The following is a 15995-nucleotide window of genomic DNA, read 5'->3' on the forward strand; positions in this document are numbered from 1 at the left end:
GGGATCTTTCACTTCATGAGTGCGACCCTGCCGATGACCGCTCCCGCTTCTGTCCTGCCCACCATCGCGGTGGACGGACTGCCCTTTGTTGCCAGCACCGTGACGCAGCTGGCCGATCACATCGTGTCCGAGGCCCTGGCCGGTCGGGGCGGTTGGGTGGTGACCCCGAACGTCGACATCCTGCGCCGCTGGCGCCAGGAGCCCGAATTCCGCGCCCTGGTGGCCGACGCCAATGTCTTCACCGCCGATGGCCGCCCCATCGTGTGGGCCAGCCAGTTGCAGGGCACGCCGCTGCCGTCGCGGCTGACCGGCTCCGATCTATTTGTGCAGTTGATGGGCCGGGCCCATCAGGCCGGTCTGCGCATGGCGCTGATGGGCGGCAATGAAGGGACGGCTGAAGCTGCGGCGGCCCGCCTGGTGCCACAAGGGGCGGAGGCCACCGTGCGCTGCCTCTGCCCGCCCTTCGGTTTTGAGCAGAAGCCCGAAGAGATGGCACGGTTGGAACGCCTGCTGATCGACTGGCAACCGCAGGTGGTGTTCATCGGCCTGGGCTCGCCCAAGCAGGAAAAACTGATTGCCCGGCTGCGTCCGCTGGCCCCTCATGCCTGGTTCCTGGGGGTGGGTGTGAGTTTCAGCTTCGTGGCCGGGGATGTGAAACGCGCGCCCGTCTGGATGCAGCGCAGTGGCCTGGAATGGGTGCATCGGCTGGTGCAGGAGCCGGGCCGGCTGGCGCGGCGGTATCTGGTGGATGGCGTGCCGTTTGCGCTGGGGCTGCTGTGGCGGGCCTCGCGGGCAAAGAAGCGGGTGTCGCGGTGAAGCGCAGGCCTGCCAGCAACGGAAGAAGGGGCATGCATGGCCTTGTTTGATGTGCTGATGCCGGTGAAAAACGGCGAGGCCTTTCTCAGCCAGGCCCTGGCCAGCGTGCAGGCGCAGACCGAGCGCGACTGGCGTCTGCTGGTGCTGGACCATGGGTCCACCGACCGCACGGCAGAGATCGTGGCCGGTGCGGCGGCGCGGGACACGCGTATCGAGCTGCATCCATTCCCGCAGGCCCAGGGCCTGGCCGGGCTGCTGAATGAAGGCCTGGCGCTGATCGAGGCGCCCTACCTGATGCGCATGGATGCGGATGACGAGTGCCTGCCGGATCGCATGACCCTCACCCATGCCGCCTTTGAACGCGATGCGGAGGTGGTGCTGGTGGGCGGGCAGTCGGTGATGATCGATGCACAGGGCCGCGAGATCGGCGCGCTGACGCATCCGACCGACAAGGACGAACTGGCCCGTTGCGCGCTGTTCCGCAATGTGTTTGCCCATCCCACCATCAGCCTGCGCAGCCAGGCGGTGTGGGACCGGGGCATCCGCTACGGCCACTCGATGTTCCGGGACACCGACCCGCAGGCCGACATTGCCGTGCCCAATCTGGCCGAAGACTACCTGCTGTTCAGCGAAATTGCCCTGCAGCGCCAGGGCATCAACCTGCCGCAGAACGTGCTGCGTTATCGCTTCCATGCGGGCAGTGTCAGCCGCCAGAAGTACTGGGATCAGTTGCAGATGTCCGGCCGCATCTCGCGCCACCTGGGCGGCCTGCTGGCGCGCTGGGCCGGGCAGGCGGCCTTTGATCCGGTGCCGTTCTGCTCGCACGGGCAGGCGCTGATCGATGTGAAAGGCCGACGCGACTATGCCGAGGACTATGCCCGCATGGTCCATGCACTGGCCCGCGCCGGGTCCGCGTGGACCGGCGAGGCGGCCGAGCGGGAACTGCGCTGGCGTCGGACCTTTGTGGACCGGCACCCGCTGGGGTTGGCATCGCGGGCGCTGCGCTTCGGTTTTGGCGGCCGTGCGGACCCCTGGGAGATGCGCACCGCGATGAATGCCCTCAAGCAGCAGATTCGCGGGCGGGAGCGGCTGCAGATGGAGCCGGCGCCGACTTGAGAACCCCCTGGAGAGCCGTCGAGCGAGGCTTTGAATGGGCCTCCATGCCGAGCCTGGGAGCCTGGGGATTGAACACGAAACGCAACAAGAGGCACCTGTGAGCGCGGGGCTCCTGTGCTGGCCACGGGACGAGCGGTGAAGGCCGCTCCCCGGCAAGCAGCGCCGGCCACCGCAGCAGTACCGCCCCCCCCCCCCGAGCGCGGTTCACACCCTGCTGGGCCCGCAGGTCCGAAGACGAATTGAATTGAGGGACATCCGATTGAGACGAGTACTGGTTGTACGAGATGAACTGCTGCCGCTGTCCGAGACCTTCGTGCGCCAGCAGGCACTGCATCTGCGGGACTGGCAGGCCACGCTGGTGGGGCAGCGTCTATGCCCCCACGGGCTGTCGTTGCAGGGGCTGGACCATCAACTGCTGGACCTGACCCCCAGCGGCCCGCTGGATGCCATCGGCTGGCGGCTGTACCGCCGCCTGGGCTGGCCCTTGCCGCAGGCGCTGCGCCAACTGATGCAGCCGGATGCCGACGGCGAGCGGCCCTCGCTGGTCCATGTTCACTTCGCCACCGATGCGGTGCTGGCCTGGCCCTGGCTCAAGGGCCTGGGCCTGCCGACCGTGGTGACGCTGCATGGATACGACATCCACACGCGCCCCGACTGGTGGGAAAGCGGCCAGGGCGGCGACTACATGAAGGACTATCCGCGCCGGCTGCGGGAGATGGCGGCGGACCCACGCGTGTCCTTCATCGCCGTGTCCGAGGCGGTCCGCGCGCAGGCGATCTCCGCCTACGGCATCCATCCGGACCGGCTGCACACGCTGTTCATCGGCGTGGACACCCGTGACTTCGCTCCCACCGGCGTTCCCGCTGGTGAGCGGGAGCCGCACATCCTGTTTGTCGGCCGTCAGGTCGAGAAAAAGGGCCTGGAGTTTCTGATCCGCGCCATGGCCCGGGTGCATCAGCGCTTCCCGCAGGCACGGGTGAAGGTGGTGGGCGACGGCCCGCTGCGCGAGCCCATGGAGGCGCTGGCGGCCGAGCTGCAGTCCCCGGTGGACTTCCTCGGCGCCCAACCCAGCCAGCGCGTGCGTGAGCTGCTGGGGACGGCGCGCATCTTCTGCCTGCCCAGCATCGTCAGCCAGTCCGGTGATGCCGAGGGCTTGCCGATCTCCATCCTCGAAGCGCAGGCCTGCGGAGTTCCGGTGGTCACATCGGCCATGGGCGGCCGCGATGAAGGCATTGAACCGGAGCGCACCGGCCTGGCGTTTGCGGAAGGGGATGTGGACGCCCTGGCCACCCAGCTGGAACGGCTGCTGGCCGATCCCGGCCTGTGCAGCGCGATGGGCAGCGCCGCCCGTGAACTGGCCACGCGCAAATTCGACCTGCAGATCTGCCAGCGTGCGCTCGAAGCCTTCTACACCTCGCAGGCCGGAGGTGTGCGTTGAGCGGCATGATGCACAGCGTGCGCTGGCTGAGCCTGGCCCAGGCCAGCAAGGTGCTGGGGCAACTCGTCAGTGTGGTGGTGTTGTCGCGGCTGCTGCCGCCGTCCGCCTATGGGGTGATGGCGCTGGCCGGTGTGGTGCTCACCTTCGCCAGCCTGCTGCGCGACATGGGCACCGGCGCCGCCATCATCCAGCGCAAGAGCCTCACGCCCGCGCTGGCCAACACCGTGTTCTGGCTGAACGCGGGCATGGGCGTGAGCCTGGGCCTGGTGCTCGCAGCAGCGGCGTATCCCATCTCGATCTTCTTCCGTGAGCCGCAGCTGTTCCCGGTGATGCTGTTGATGTCGCTGGGCTTTCCGCTCGGGGCCATCACGGCGGTGCATCAGGCCTGGATGGAGCGCCATGCGCGCTTTCGCGAACTCGCCATCCTGGATGTGTTCACCCAGGTGGGCGGGCTGTGCCTGTCGGTGGCCTGCGCGCTGGCGGGCTGGGGTGTCTACAGCTTTGTGGTGCCAACGCTCTTCACCATCGGCGTGAACAGCACCTGGCTGTGGTTCAAGTCCGGCTTCAAGCCGGGGCGCTCGTGGAGCCGGGAGGAGTTCCGGTCCTTGTGGGGCTTCAGTGGCAGCCTCACCGCCTTCAACTTCATCAACTACTTCGCCCGCAATGCCGACAGCATGATCATCGGCCGCCTGCTGGGGGCGGGGCCGCTGGGCCAGTATGGAATGGCCTACAAGCTGATGCTGTTCCCGGTGCAGCACATGAGCTGGGTGGTGGGCCGTGCGCTGCTGCCCCGGCTGAGCGGCATCCAGGACGATCTGGGGGCCGTGCGGGACGTCTACTTCAAGGTGCTGGGGGGGATTGCGCTGCTGAGCATGCCCATCATGGTGGGGCTGTGGTCGCTGCGGGTGCCGTTCACCGAGGTGGTGCTGGGGCCGACGTGGGCCATCGTGGCACCGCTGCTGGGCTGGTTGGCACCGGTGGGCATCATGCAGTCGCTGATGAGCACCATCGGCAGCACCTTGACCTCACAAGGCCGCACTGCCGCGCTGTTCTATCTGGGCCTCTTCAACACCGCCACCGTGCTGCTCGGGTTCTTCCTCGGTGCGCAGCACGGCGTGGTCGGTGTTGCGGCAGGTTACTTCGTCGCCAATTCTGTGAACTTCATCGTGACCCTGGTGTGCATGGGACGCTGGCTGCAGGCCACCCCCGGCCCCCTGTGGCGACAGATGAAAGCACCGGTGTTGTCGTCCCTGGCCATGGGCCTTGCGCTGTATGCCGCCGGGCTGGCGCTGGGTCACACGGAGTTACCACTGAAGCTGCAACTCGGCATGCTGATTGCCGTTGGCGCCGCGGTATACCTGGGTGTGTTGGGGCTGTTCGGACTGTCTCCGAAAACATTGCTCTCCACCTTGAAAGGGAAGGCGTAAGACGGCATGAGTGAAGCAATGGCGTCGGGCACACGGTTGCCTGGAATTGATGCGCTGCGCATCTTTGGTGCGGTGCTGGTGGTGGGGCTGCATGTGGGGCTCTTTCCTGAGTGGCCACAGACAGCCATGGAGGTCAGCCGCGCCTTTGGGCGCTGGGTGGTGCCCTTCTTCTTTGTGGTGATGGGATTCTTCATCGGTCAGCGGACCAGCATCGGGGCGACGGCCCTGCTGACCGCCGGGCGTCTGATGCAGATCACGCTGGTGTGCACGGTGCTGTATGGAGTGCTCAACCTCCTTCAACTGGGTGTGCGCGGCGGTGTGGAGCGCATGATCTCGCCGGAGTTTTTCGTGCGCGGCGCCTGGGGGCATCTGTGGTTCATGCATGCCGCTCTGGCTGGAGTGCTGCTGGCGGCCGCACGACCGGACTGGTGGCAGCCGCGCGCCGCGTGGTGGGGCATCGGTGCGGTGCTGCTGGTCTGCAGCGCGCTGGATTCCCTGTTCGCCATGGGCAAGATCGACTGGCCCACGATGTTCGCGAGCCGCTTCCTGTCCGGCATTGCACTGGTGTGGCTTGGCATCAAGCTTGCGAGCGTGTCGCGCAGGACCTTGGCTCGCCAATGGCCGATGCTGCTGGGCGCCGGACTGTTGATGATGCTGTTGCAGGCGCTGGCGGTGCGTTTCAAAGGCGGCGCACCTACGGAAATGCAATTGCATGTCGGTGCGGTCCTGCTGGGTGTGGCCGCGCTCGCTTTGGGCCTGGCGCTGCCCGCCACCCCCTGGATGGAACGGCTGGCCGACTGGGGCCGGCGTTATGCCCTGGGGCTGTATCTGCTGCACCCGATGCTGATCGAGTTGCTGCGGGTGGCGGGTGTGCGGCGCAGCGACGCCTTGTGGCTGTCTGCCGCTGCCCTGACCCTGCTGCTGCTATGGACGGCGGAAAATCTGTTCCCGCGCGGCAAGGCGGTGCTGGACGGGCGTTGACAGCGTCCGGCCGCCCTTCGATCTTTGGAATGAGAGATGGATATGAGTGAATGGCCCTTGGTCTCGGTCTACATGCCGACGCAGAACCGGCTGGCATCGATGCGTGCGGCCGTGGAGTCGGTGCTGGGACAGACCTATCGGAATGTGGAGCTGGTGGTGGTGGACGACGGGTCCACCGACGAGACCCCGCTCTGGCTGGCCGAGCGGGCCCGGCAGGACCCTCGTTTGAAGGTGCTGCGCCACGACCAGGGGCGGGGCGCTTGTGCAGCCCGCAACGAGGCGATCCGCGCGAGCACCGGGGGCTTCCTCACCGGGCTGGACGACGACGATGAGTTCAAGCCGCATCACATCGAGGCCTTGCTGGCCTACTGGAAGCTGCTCACCTCGATGGGCGATCAGCCGTCGGTGCTGTATGTGCAGTACGAGTTCCGCAGCGGCGACAAGCGCTGGTACAGCGCGAAGGTGGGCCGTTGCACCGCCGAGATGATGCTGGAGGCCAATCATGTGGGCAACCAGCTGTTCGGCCCGCGTGATCGGTTTGTGTCGGCCGGCTTGTTCGATGAGGACATGCCGGCCTGGCAGGATCTGGAATTCTTCTATCGCATCCTGAAGCTGCATGGGCCCGGCCGTTTGCTGGACCTGCCGACCTACGTCTTTGATGTGGCGCCGCGGCCGGATCGGATCTCGTCAAAATCCAAGCAGAAGGTGCTGCGCGCCTGCCAGCTGATGTATGCCAAGCATGGGCAGAGCAACGGGCGCGTGATGCAATTGATGCTGTTGCAGGTGTTCTCGGAGTATTACGGCTTCCGGCCGGATACGACCGATCTGCGGCAGTTCATGAAGCAGGGCTGGTGGGCTGAAGGCTGGTATCAGATGATGCGGCGTTGGCTGCGTCAGCCGGCCAAGGTGTGAGCGGAGGCCGGTGGTGCTGCAAAGCCAGGAGCAAGGCAAGGGCAAGGTGCAAGGCCCTCTGCAGGGAGATGACCTGCGGCGCTATGCCGCACTGATCCGCACCCACGCCTGCACGCCGCTGCTGGAGCAGGTGGTCGCCGCCCTGCGGGCGCAGACATGGCCGCCCGCGCGCATCGTGTTTGTGGATTCTTCGCGGAACCCGGCCGTGCGGGAGCAGTTGCTTCGCATGGGCGAGGTGGTGGCGTATCCGGATGAAGCCTTCAACTATTCAGCCGCCATCAATATCGGCATGGCCACCATCGACGAGCCGTATGCGCTGCTGATCAGCGCGCATGTGCGGATGGAAAGCCCGACGGTGCTGGAAGAAAGCCTGACAGCGGCCCAGACCGAAGGTGTGGAAGTGGTCTACTGGCGGCATGCGCATCTGGGCGCCAACGGCCGGGCCGTCATCGGGCCGCAGACGTTTGATGGCTACAACGGGCTGTCCAATGCTTGTGCGTATCTACCGACCCGGTTGGTGAAAGAGCGTCCATTCCGCACCGATGTGTTCTCGGCCGAAGATCAGGAATGGGCGGCCTGGTATTTCCGGACTCGGCGCGGGCGGGTGATGCGCTGCGACGATCTGTCGGTGAAGTACGAAAACCCCCATGTGAATGCCCGCAAGATGATCAATGAGGAATTGGCCATCGCCTATTTCGCATATCCCCGTAACCGCTGGCCCGACCGGATTGCCTCGCGCCTGGGGCGCGCAGCCTTGGCCTTGCTGCGGGGGCGGAGGGAGCGGGCCAGGATGCATTGGGAAATCGGGCGTGGGCTTTTTTTGATGTGGTTCAGGGCGCCGAATGGGACGTCAAAGTACTTTTGAGGGTCTTCCGAGAGCGGGGGCGGCTTTTATGTGGCGCGCGCTGGCTGCCAACGGGCGGGGGGTATTGGCTTCATGTCCCTCCTGTCCCGCTCCGCGGGCCATTCCTTCCTTGACTTCCGCCAATACCCCCCGCCCGTCGGCAGCCGACACCAATGACTTCGGGGAGGGGCTGATGAGGACGCCTGGGGGAAGCGCTTGGGAGCTGCGTTTGGGAGACGCGTTTGGGGGAAGGCACCCCACTGAGGGGGGGACGGACATGAAGTGGCAAGGACATTGGGCCGAAAATGGCGGTCCCCAGAGCAGCGATCGGGAGATCTCGTGAAAGTACTCGTTACCGGCGCAGCCGGCTTCATCGGCATGCATGTCAGCCAGATCCTGCTCGCGCGTGGGGATCAGGTGGTGGGCCTGGACAATCTCAACGATTACTACGACCCGACCCTCAAACACGACCGCCTGGCCCGGCTGTCGCCGCACCCGTCGTTTTCGTTTATCGAGATGGATGTGGCTGACCGCGAAGGCATGGCGCGGGTGTTCGCCGAGCATGGGTTCGACCGCGTGGTCCATCTGGCCGCCCAGGCGGGGGTGCGGTATTCGCTGGTGAATCCGCATGCCTATATCGAGTCGAACATTTCGGGGTTCACCAACATCCTCGAAGGCTGCCGGCATCACAGCGTGGAGCATCTGGTGTATGCCTCCAGCTCCAGCGTGTACGGCGGCAATACCCTGATGCCGTTCAGCGAGCACCACGGCGTGGACCATCCGGTGAGCCTGTATGCCGCCACCAAGAAGGCCAATGAGCTGATGGCGCATACCTACAGCCACCTGTTCAACCTGCCCACCACCGGCCTGCGCTTCTTCACCGTGTATGGGCCGTGGGGCCGGCCGGATATGGCGCTGTTCCTGTTCACCAAGGCCATCCTGGCCGGTGAGCCGATCAAGGTGTTCAACCACGGGCAGATGATCCGCGACTTCACCTACATCGACGACATCGCCGAAGGCGTGGTGCGGGTGCTGGACCGCACCGCCACGCCCGATGCGGACTACGATCCGGTGAAAGCCGATCCGGCACGGTCCAGTGCGCCCTATCGGGTGTTCAATATCGGCAACCACCAGCCGGTGCCGCTGATGGGCTTCATCGAAGCCATCGAGCAGGCGCTGGGCCGCGAAGCCCAAAAGGAATTCCTGCCCCTGCAGGACGGTGATGTGCCCGCCACCCACGCCGATGTGGAAGAACTCGCGGCCTGGACCGGCTTCCGCCCGGCGATGCCGGTTCCGGAAGGCGTGAAGCGCTTTGTTGCGTGGTATCGAGACTATTACAAGATGTGAAACAAAACGCCGGCGCTGGTCGGCGATGCTGGCACCCGGCTTGCTCACCGGGCGCCGACATCAGCAAATTCCTCCAGGCCACCCGGGGTGGCTCGGAGTTGTGTGAATCTGGGCAGTATTTGGAATGACCCTTGGGAGTTATCGCATGAAAGTAACGACGATTGGCACCGGCTATGTGGGCCTGGTCACGGGCGCGTGTCTGGCCGAGATGGGCAACCATGTGGTGTGCCTCGACGTGAATCCCGACAAGATCCGCGTGCTCAATGAAGGGGGAATTCCCATCCATGAGCCGGGGCTGGATGCCGTGGTGGCGCGCAATGTGGCCGCCGGCCGCCTGCAGTTCACCACCGATGTGGATGTGGCCGTGAATCACGGCACCATCCTGTTCATCGCCGTGGGCACGCCCCCCGGGGAGGACGGCTCGGCCGACCTGCAATATGTGCTGGCGGCTGCCCGCTCCATCGGTCAGCGCATGACCGATTACAAGGTGGTGGTGGACAAGAGCACCGTGCCCGTGGGCACCGCCGAGAAGGTGGATGCCGCCATCCGCGAGGAACTGAAGAAGCGCGGTGTGTCGGCTCATTTCGCCGTGGTGTCCAATCCGGAATTCCTGAAGGAAGGCGCCGCCGTTGAAGACTTCATGAAGCCCGACCGCATCATCGTCGGCTCCGACGATGAGCAGGCCACGCTGATGATGCGTGCTCTGTACGCGCCCTTCACCCGCAGCCACGACCGGCTGATGGTGATGGACGTGAAAAGCGCCGAATTCACGAAGTACGCCGCCAACGCCATGCTGGCCACTCGCATCAGCTTCATGAACGAGCTGGCCCTGCTGGCCGAGAAGGTGGGCGCCGACATCGAACTGGTGCGTCGTGGCATCGGGTCGGACCCCCGCATCGGCTATCAGTTCCTGTATGCCGGCGCCGGTTACGGCGGCTCCTGCTTCCCGAAGGATGTGAAGGCCCTGGTGCGCACCGGCCGTGAATACGGCCAGGAGCTGCAGGTGCTGAACGCGGTGGAAGAAGCCAATGACCGCCAGAAGGAAGTGCTGGTGGACAAGGTGGTGGCCCGCTTTGGCGAAGACCTGGGGGGCAAACGCTTTGCGCTGTGGGGCCTGGCCTTCAAGCCCAACACCGACGACATGCGGGAAGCCCCGGCCCTGACGGTGATCGAAGGCCTGACCCGCCGTGGCGCCGCCATCGCAGCCTACGACCCGGTCGCCATGAGCGAAGCCTCCCGCCTGCTGTCCACCAACCCCGGAGTGAGCTTCTGCGAGCGCGCTGAACATGCCCTGGCCGAGGCCGACGCACTGATCATCGTGACCGAGTGGAAGGAATTCCGCACGCCGGACTTCGACCGCTTCAAGAGCGATCTGAAGCAACCGGTGGTGTTCGACGGTCGCAATCTGTATGAGCCGGCGATGATGAAGACCCTGGGCATCGAGCATTACCCGATCGGCCGCAACGGCAAGATCGCGCCGCGCTGATCACCAGCGCCCCGCAAAATGGGATACTTCCGGGCTAACCCCGGAAGTCATCCCCATGGTCAAGATCAACAACATCCAGGTCGACAACGCGCTGCCCTTCGTGCTGTTTGGCGGCGTCAACGTGCTGGAGTCCGAGCAGTTCGCGGTGGACGTGTGCGGCGAATATGTCCGCGTGACGCAGGAACTGGGCATTCCCTACGTGTTCAAGGCGTCGTTCGACAAGGCCAACCGCTCGTCCATCAAGTCCTACCGGGGCCCGGGCCTGGAGCAGGGCCTGAAGATCTTCGAGGCAGTGAAGAAGGCCCACAACGTGCCGGTCCTCACCGACGTGCATGAGCCCTTCCAGGCCGCCGAGGTGGCCAGTGTCTGCGATGTGCTGCAACTGCCCGCCTTCCTGGCCCGCCAGACCGACCTCGTGATCGCCCTGGCCAAGACCGGCAAGGTCATCAACATCAAGAAGCCGCAGTTCGTGAGCCCTCCGCAGATGAAGAACATCGTGGAGAAGTTCGAAGAAGGCGGCAATCCGAATGTGATGCTGTGCGACCGTGGCGCCCAGTTCGGCTACGACAACCTGGTGGTGGACATGCTGGGCTTCGGCGTGATGAAGCAGGTCAGCGGCAACAAGCCGGTGATCTTCGACGTCACCCATGCACTGCAGCAGCGTGAGTCCGGCGCTGCCGCGTCGGGTGGCCGTCGCGGCCAGGTGACAGAGCTGGCCCGCGCCGGCATGGCCGTGGGTCTGGCCGGTCTGTTCCTGGAATCCCATCCCAAGCCCGAAGAAGCCCGTTGTGATGGCCCCAGCGCCCTGCGCTTGTCCCAGCTCAAGCCCTTCCTGCAACAGGTCAAGGCCATCGACGATCTCGTCAAGTCGATGCCGGCGCTCGATACAAACTGATCAGCCGCAGATCACCTTCGGATCACCCATGGGCCACGAACGGATTCCGCAGATTCTGCGGAATCCGCCTTGAGCTACAGCAGCGCGGCGGTCAGGATCTTCACGACCCGCCGCGCCGCTTGTCCGTCCCACAAGGCCGGGCGGTGCCCCACCGGCGGACGTTCGCCGCGATCGATGGCGTCCAGACAGGCATGGGCCGCCGCCAGCACCGTTGGCGCGTGTGTCCCCACCAGCCGATTGCTGCCCAGCTCCACCGTGATCGGACGCTCGGTGTTCTCCCGCAGCGTCAGGCAGGGCACACCCAGTGCGGTTGTTTCTTCCTGCAGGCCACCGCTGTCCGTCAGCACCACGGCCGCTTCGCTCCACAACGCCAGAAAGGGGCGGTAGGGCAGGGGCGGCAGCAGCCTCAACGAGGGCGGCAGGGGCAGTGACAAGGCTTCGATCCGGCTGCGTGTCCTCGGATGTACCGGGAACAGCAGCGGCAGCCGCTCCGACAGGCGCCCCAGGGCTTCCAGCAGGGCGGTGAGCTGCACCGGCTCATCCACATTGGACGGGCGATGCAGGGTCACCACGCCATAACGCCTCGCCGCCGCCAGGGCCGCCTGCTGTTCATCCCGGCCCGGCCAGCCCTGGCGGTCCGCACCGATGACCCGTTGCTGCTGATACAGCAGGTTGTCCACCATCACATGGCCGACTTCGTGGATCTGTGCGTCCGCATGGCCTTCCCGCCGCAGATGGGCCGTGGCGCTGGGTTCAGTCGTGAACAACCAGTCGGCAAGGGCATCGGTGGCCCGCCGGTTGATTTCCTCCGGCATGCTCATGTCGCCGCTGCGCAGTCCCGCTTCCACATGGGCCACGCGGACGCCCAGCTTGCGGGCAGTCAGGGCACAGGCCAGGGTGGAATCCACATCACCCACCACCACGCAGGCGGCGGGGCGGTCGGCCATCACCACCGGTTCGTAGGCTTGAAGGATGCGCGCCGTCAGCTGCGCATGGCTGCCGCCGTGGCAGTCCAGCGAGATGTCCGGGGGCGGCAGGCCCAGTTCATCGAAGAACACACCACTCATGGCGTGGTCGTGATGCTGGCCGGTGTGCACCAGCCGCCAGGCCAGGCGCCCATCCGCCTGAAGCGCTCGCACCAGCGGTGCGAGCTTCATGAAATTGGGCCGCGCGCCGGCGATGAGATGAATCAGCGGCGACGGCATGGCCCGTCAGGCCTCAGTCAAACGCCTTGGCATCCGCCAGCAGCGGGGCCTTGGCGTCCTTGTCGGCCAGTTTGGGCTCAACACCGGTGTCGGGCCACTGGATGCCGATGGAAGGATCGTCCCAGCGCACCGAGCCTTCGGCCTGCGGCGCGTACAGATCGGTGGTCTTGTAGAGAAAGTCCGCCGTGTCGCTCAGCACCAGGAAACCGTGGGCAAAGCCCGGTGGAATCCACAGCTGGCGATGGTTCTCGCCGCTCAATTCCACACCGACCCACTTCCCGAAGTTCGGGCTGGCGCGACGCATGTCCACCGCCACGTCAAACACCGCTCCGGCGGTGCAGCGCACCAGCTTGCCCTGGGCATGCGGCGGCAACTGGAAATGCAGGCCGCGCAGCACACCCCGGCTGGAGCGGGAATGGTTGTCCTGCACAAAACGCACCTCGCTGCCCACGGCCGCATTGAACTTGGGCTCGGTCCAGCTTTCCATGAAGAAGCCACGGCTGTCCCCGAACACCTTGGGTTCAAGGATCAGGACTTCCGGCAGCGCGGTCGGGATGACGTTCATCAAAACACTTTCTCGTTGAGCAACTGCTTCAGGTATTGGCCGTAGCCGTTCTTCACCATCGGCTGGGCCAGCCGCTCCAGTTGCTCCGCCGTGATCCAGCCTCGGCGGTAGGCGATTTCTTCGGGACAGGCCACTTTCAGACCCTGGCGCTTTTCCAGGGTGGCGATGAACTGGCCAGCCTCCAGCAGGCTGTCATGCGTGCCGGTGTCCAGCCATGCATACCCGCGGCCCATGATTTCGACCTGCAGTTCCTGCTGCGCCAGATAACGGGCGTTGACGTCGGTGATCTCCAGCTCGCCGCGCGGGCTGGGCTGGATGTCCGCAGCAATGTCGCAGACCTGGTGGTCGTAGAAATACAGCCCGGTCACCGCGTAGTTGCTCTTGGGCTGCTGAGGTTTTTCCTCGATGCTCATGGCCCGCTTGGCGTCGTCGAACTCCACCACGCCGTACCGCTCCGGATCGTGCACGTGATAGGCGAAGACGGTGGCGCCCTGGGTGCGGCTGTCCGCCGCACGCAGCAGGCCCAGCAGGTCGTGGCCGTAGAAGATGTTGTCGCCCAGCACCAGCGCACTCGGTGCGCCGCCGATGAAGTCACGGCCCAGGATGAAGGCCTGTGCCAGGCCGTCCGGCGAGGGCTGCACGCAATACTGAAGATGGATGCCCCACCGGGAGCCGTCGCCCAGCAGGGCTTCGAAACGCGGCAGGTCCTGGGGGGTGCTGATCAGCAGAATGTCGCGAATGCCCGCCAGCATCAGGGTGCTCAGCGGGTAATACACCATCGGCTTGTCATACACCGGCAGCAACTGTTTGCTCAGTGCCAGCGTGGCCGGATGCAGCCGGGTGCCGGAGCCGCCAGCCAGGATGATGCCCTTGCGGGAGGAAGTCGCAGGCAGGGAAGTGGTGGCCATGAAGGGTCCTCAGAGGATCTCGTCGAGCATGCGGTCCACGCCAGTCTGCCAGTGCGGCAGTACCAGATCGAACTGCTGCTGCAGACGGCGGTTGTCCAGGCGCGAATTCAACGGGCGCGGGGCCGGCACCGGGTAAGCCGAGGTTGGGATGGCCTCCACTTGATCCGGCACCACCTTGAGGGTCACGCCCTTGGCCACCGCGCGGCGCAGCACGTGCTGCGCATACTGGTGCCAGCTGGTGTCGCCGCTGGCCACCGCGTGATAGACGCCGCAGCGCGTGCGGTCGGCTCGGGTGGAGCGAATGAGGTGGGCGCTGATGTCCGCCAGCAGGTCGGCCCCGGTGGGCGCGCCGATCTGGTCGGCCACCACCTTGAGCTGCTCACGCTCGGTGGCCAGGCGCAGCATGGTCTTGGCAAAGTTGCCACCCCGTGCGGCATAGACCCAACTGGTCCGCAGCACCAGGGCATCGGCGCCGCTATCGCGAATCAGCTGTTCACCTTCGAGCTTGGTCCGGCCATAGGCGCTCAGCGGGCCGGTGGCGGCCGATTCGTCGCGGGGCTGATCACCGCTGCCATCAAACACATAGTCGGTGCTGTAGTGAACCAGCAGGGCGCCCAGCGCCTTTGCTTCGCTGGCCAACACCCCCACGGCCGTGGCATTGATCTGGCGGGCGGCCGCCTGATCGGATTCGGCCTTGTCCACTGCCGTGTAAGCGGCCGCATTCACGATGACGTCCGGCGCCACACGGCGCACGGTGGCGGCCAGGGCGCTGCTGTCGGACAGATCACCCCCTTCATGCCGGTCCAGCGCCACCAGTTCCCCCAGCGGGGCCAGCGCACGTTGCAGCTCCCAGCCCAGCTGGCCCGTCTTGCCCAACAAAAGCAGCTTCATCGCACCGGTCCTTCAGGGGGTGGGCGAGGTGGAGGGCGTCTGGCTGCCCCCGTATTGCTGCGACACCCAGTCTCGGTAGGCACCGGACTGCACCCGGGCCACCCAGTCTTCATGGCTCAAATACCACTCGACGGTCTTGCGGATGCCGGTCTCGAAGGTTTCCGCCGGGCGCCAGCCCAGCTCGCGTTCGATCTTGCGCGCATCGATGGCGTAACGGCGGTCGTGGCCCGGCCGGTCCTTCACATAGGTGATCAGGCGGCTGTAGGGGCCGGCCGCATCCGGGCGCAGTTCATCCAGCAAGGCGCAGACGGTGCGAACGATGTCGATGTTGGCCTTTTCGTTCCAGCCGCCGATGTTGTAGGTTTCGCCCACCCGGCCGCCGGCCAGCACGGCGCGGATGCCGGAGCAGTGGTCGGTGACATACAGCCAGTCGCGGATCTGCTGGCCGTCCCCATACACCGGCAGCGGTTTGCCGGCCAGGGCATTCACGATCATCAGCGGAATCAGCTTTTCCGGGAAATGCAAGGGGCCGTAGTTATTGCTGCAATTGGTGGTGACCACCGGCAAGCCGTACGTGTGATGCCATGCACGGACGAGATGGTCGCTGGCCGCCTTGGAGGCGGAGTAGGGGCTGTTGGGTTCGTAGGCGTTGGTTTCGGCGAAGGGCGGGTCTTCCGGCTTCAGCGATCCATACACCTCGTCGGTGGACACATGATGGAAGCGGAAGCCGGTTTTGGCGTCGCCTTCCAGCCCGTTCCAGTAGGCCCGGGCAGCCTCCAGCAGCGTGAAGGTGCCTTCCACGTTGGTGCGCATGAAGGCACCGGGGCCATGGATGGAACGGTCCACGTGGCTTTCAGCGGCAAAGTGGACGATCGCCCGGGGGCGGTGGGTGGCCAGCAACGAGTCGATCAGCGCGCGGTCACAGATGTCGCCCTGCACGAACACGTGGCGTGCGTCCGCTTTGAGACTGGCCAGGTTCTCCAGATTGCCGGCATACGTCAGCGCATCCAGGTTGACGACCTGCTCGTCCGACGAGCGAAGCCAGTCCAGCACGAAATTGCTGCCGATGAAACCGGCACCGCCGGTGACGAGGATCGTCATGACTCGATTGTTTCCTTAGAGCTCGAAAAAACGGAGACACCGGCGGGGCACTGCTGCCATCCG

15 protein-coding genes are annotated in these 15995 nt (G+C 65.5%); 10 read left to right on the forward strand and 5 right to left on the reverse strand.

Annotated elements, in window-relative coordinates:
• Positions 1 to 15: 15 nt before the first annotated feature.
• From OU995_RS10805 to kdsA, 10 genes are all read left to right on the forward strand, one after another.
• Positions 16 to 816 (forward strand): WecB/TagA/CpsF family glycosyltransferase, encoded by an 801-nt coding sequence (locus OU995_RS10805; RefSeq protein ID WP_267835536.1) that lies wholly within the window; start codon positions 16 to 18, stop codon positions 814 to 816.
• Positions 817 to 852: 36 nt separating this feature from the next.
• Positions 853 to 1932, forward strand: a complete 1080-nt coding sequence (locus OU995_RS10810; protein WP_267835537.1) for a glycosyltransferase — start codon at positions 853 to 855, stop codon at positions 1930 to 1932.
• 259 nt (positions 1933 to 2191) lie between these two features.
• Positions 2192 to 3370 (forward strand): glycosyltransferase, encoded by a 1179-nt coding sequence (locus OU995_RS10815; RefSeq protein WP_267835538.1) that lies wholly within the window; start codon positions 2192 to 2194, stop codon positions 3368 to 3370.
• Between the two features lie 5 nt (positions 3371 to 3375).
• Complete coding sequence (locus OU995_RS10820; protein ID WP_267835539.1) at positions 3376 to 4797, forward strand: lipopolysaccharide biosynthesis protein; 1422 nt, start codon at positions 3376 to 3378, stop codon at positions 4795 to 4797.
• A gap of 6 nt (positions 4798 to 4803) precedes the next feature.
• The gene (locus OU995_RS10825; protein ID WP_267835540.1) at positions 4804 to 5778 is read left to right on the forward strand and encodes an acyltransferase family protein; all 975 of its coding nucleotides are present in this window, start codon (positions 4804 to 4806) and stop codon (positions 5776 to 5778) included.
• A gap of 42 nt (positions 5779 to 5820) precedes the next feature.
• Positions 5821 to 6690: a glycosyltransferase family 2 protein gene (locus OU995_RS10830; protein WP_267835541.1), complete on the forward strand. Its 870-nt coding sequence runs from the start codon at positions 5821 to 5823 to the stop codon at positions 6688 to 6690.
• Positions 6691 to 6703: 13 nt separating this feature from the next.
• Positions 6704 to 7555 (forward strand): glycosyltransferase family 2 protein, encoded by an 852-nt coding sequence (locus tag OU995_RS10835; protein WP_267835542.1) that lies wholly within the window; start codon positions 6704 to 6706, stop codon positions 7553 to 7555.
• Between the two features lie 318 nt (positions 7556 to 7873).
• Positions 7874 to 8881 carry an NAD-dependent epimerase gene (locus tag OU995_RS10840; RefSeq protein ID WP_267835544.1) on the forward strand — a complete coding sequence of 336 codons (1008 nt, stop codon included), beginning with the start codon at positions 7874 to 7876 and terminating at the stop codon, positions 8879 to 8881.
• 145 nt (positions 8882 to 9026) lie between these two features.
• Entirely contained in the window at positions 9027 to 10367 is a 1341-nt protein-coding gene (locus OU995_RS10845; RefSeq protein WP_267835545.1) for a UDP-glucose dehydrogenase family protein, read from the forward strand.
• Between the two features lie 55 nt (positions 10368 to 10422).
• Complete coding sequence (kdsA, locus tag OU995_RS10850; RefSeq protein WP_267835547.1) at positions 10423 to 11262, forward strand: 3-deoxy-8-phosphooctulonate synthase; 840 nt, start codon at positions 10423 to 10425, stop codon at positions 11260 to 11262.
• A 74-nt stretch (positions 11263 to 11336) separates the two neighbouring features.
• Here kdsA and wecB read toward each other — a convergent pair whose 3' ends face one another.
• Genes wecB through rfbB form a run of 5 tightly spaced genes read right to left on the reverse strand, consistent with a single transcriptional unit; the run spans position 11337 to position 15932 of the window.
• Positions 11337 to 12467 carry a non-hydrolyzing UDP-N-acetylglucosamine 2-epimerase gene (gene wecB / locus OU995_RS10855; protein ID WP_267835548.1) on the reverse strand — a complete coding sequence of 377 codons (1131 nt, stop codon included), beginning with the start codon at positions 12465 to 12467 and terminating at the stop codon, positions 11337 to 11339.
• Between the two features lie 13 nt (positions 12468 to 12480).
• Positions 12481 to 13032, reverse strand: a complete 552-nt coding sequence (gene rfbC, locus OU995_RS10860; RefSeq protein WP_267835549.1) for a dTDP-4-dehydrorhamnose 3,5-epimerase — start codon at positions 13030 to 13032, stop codon at positions 12481 to 12483.
• Positions 13032 to 13940 (reverse strand): glucose-1-phosphate thymidylyltransferase RfbA, encoded by a 909-nt coding sequence (gene rfbA, locus OU995_RS10865; protein ID WP_267835550.1) that lies wholly within the window; start codon positions 13938 to 13940, stop codon positions 13032 to 13034. The genes rfbC and rfbA overlap by 1 nt, the downstream gene beginning before the upstream one ends.
• Positions 13941 to 13949: 9 nt before the next feature.
• Complete coding sequence (gene rfbD / locus OU995_RS10870) at positions 13950 to 14831, reverse strand: dTDP-4-dehydrorhamnose reductase (protein ID WP_267835552.1); 882 nt, start codon at positions 14829 to 14831, stop codon at positions 13950 to 13952.
• A gap of 12 nt (positions 14832 to 14843) precedes the next feature.
• The gene (gene rfbB, locus OU995_RS10875) at positions 14844 to 15932 is read right to left on the reverse strand and encodes a dTDP-glucose 4,6-dehydratase (RefSeq protein WP_267835554.1); all 1089 of its coding nucleotides are present in this window, start codon (positions 15930 to 15932) and stop codon (positions 14844 to 14846) included.
• Between the last annotated feature and the right edge of the window lie 63 nt (positions 15933 to 15995).

It is taken from the genome of Roseateles sp. SL47 (assembly GCF_026625885.1).
Taxonomy (GTDB): Bacteria; Pseudomonadota; Gammaproteobacteria; order Burkholderiales; family Burkholderiaceae_C; genus Roseateles.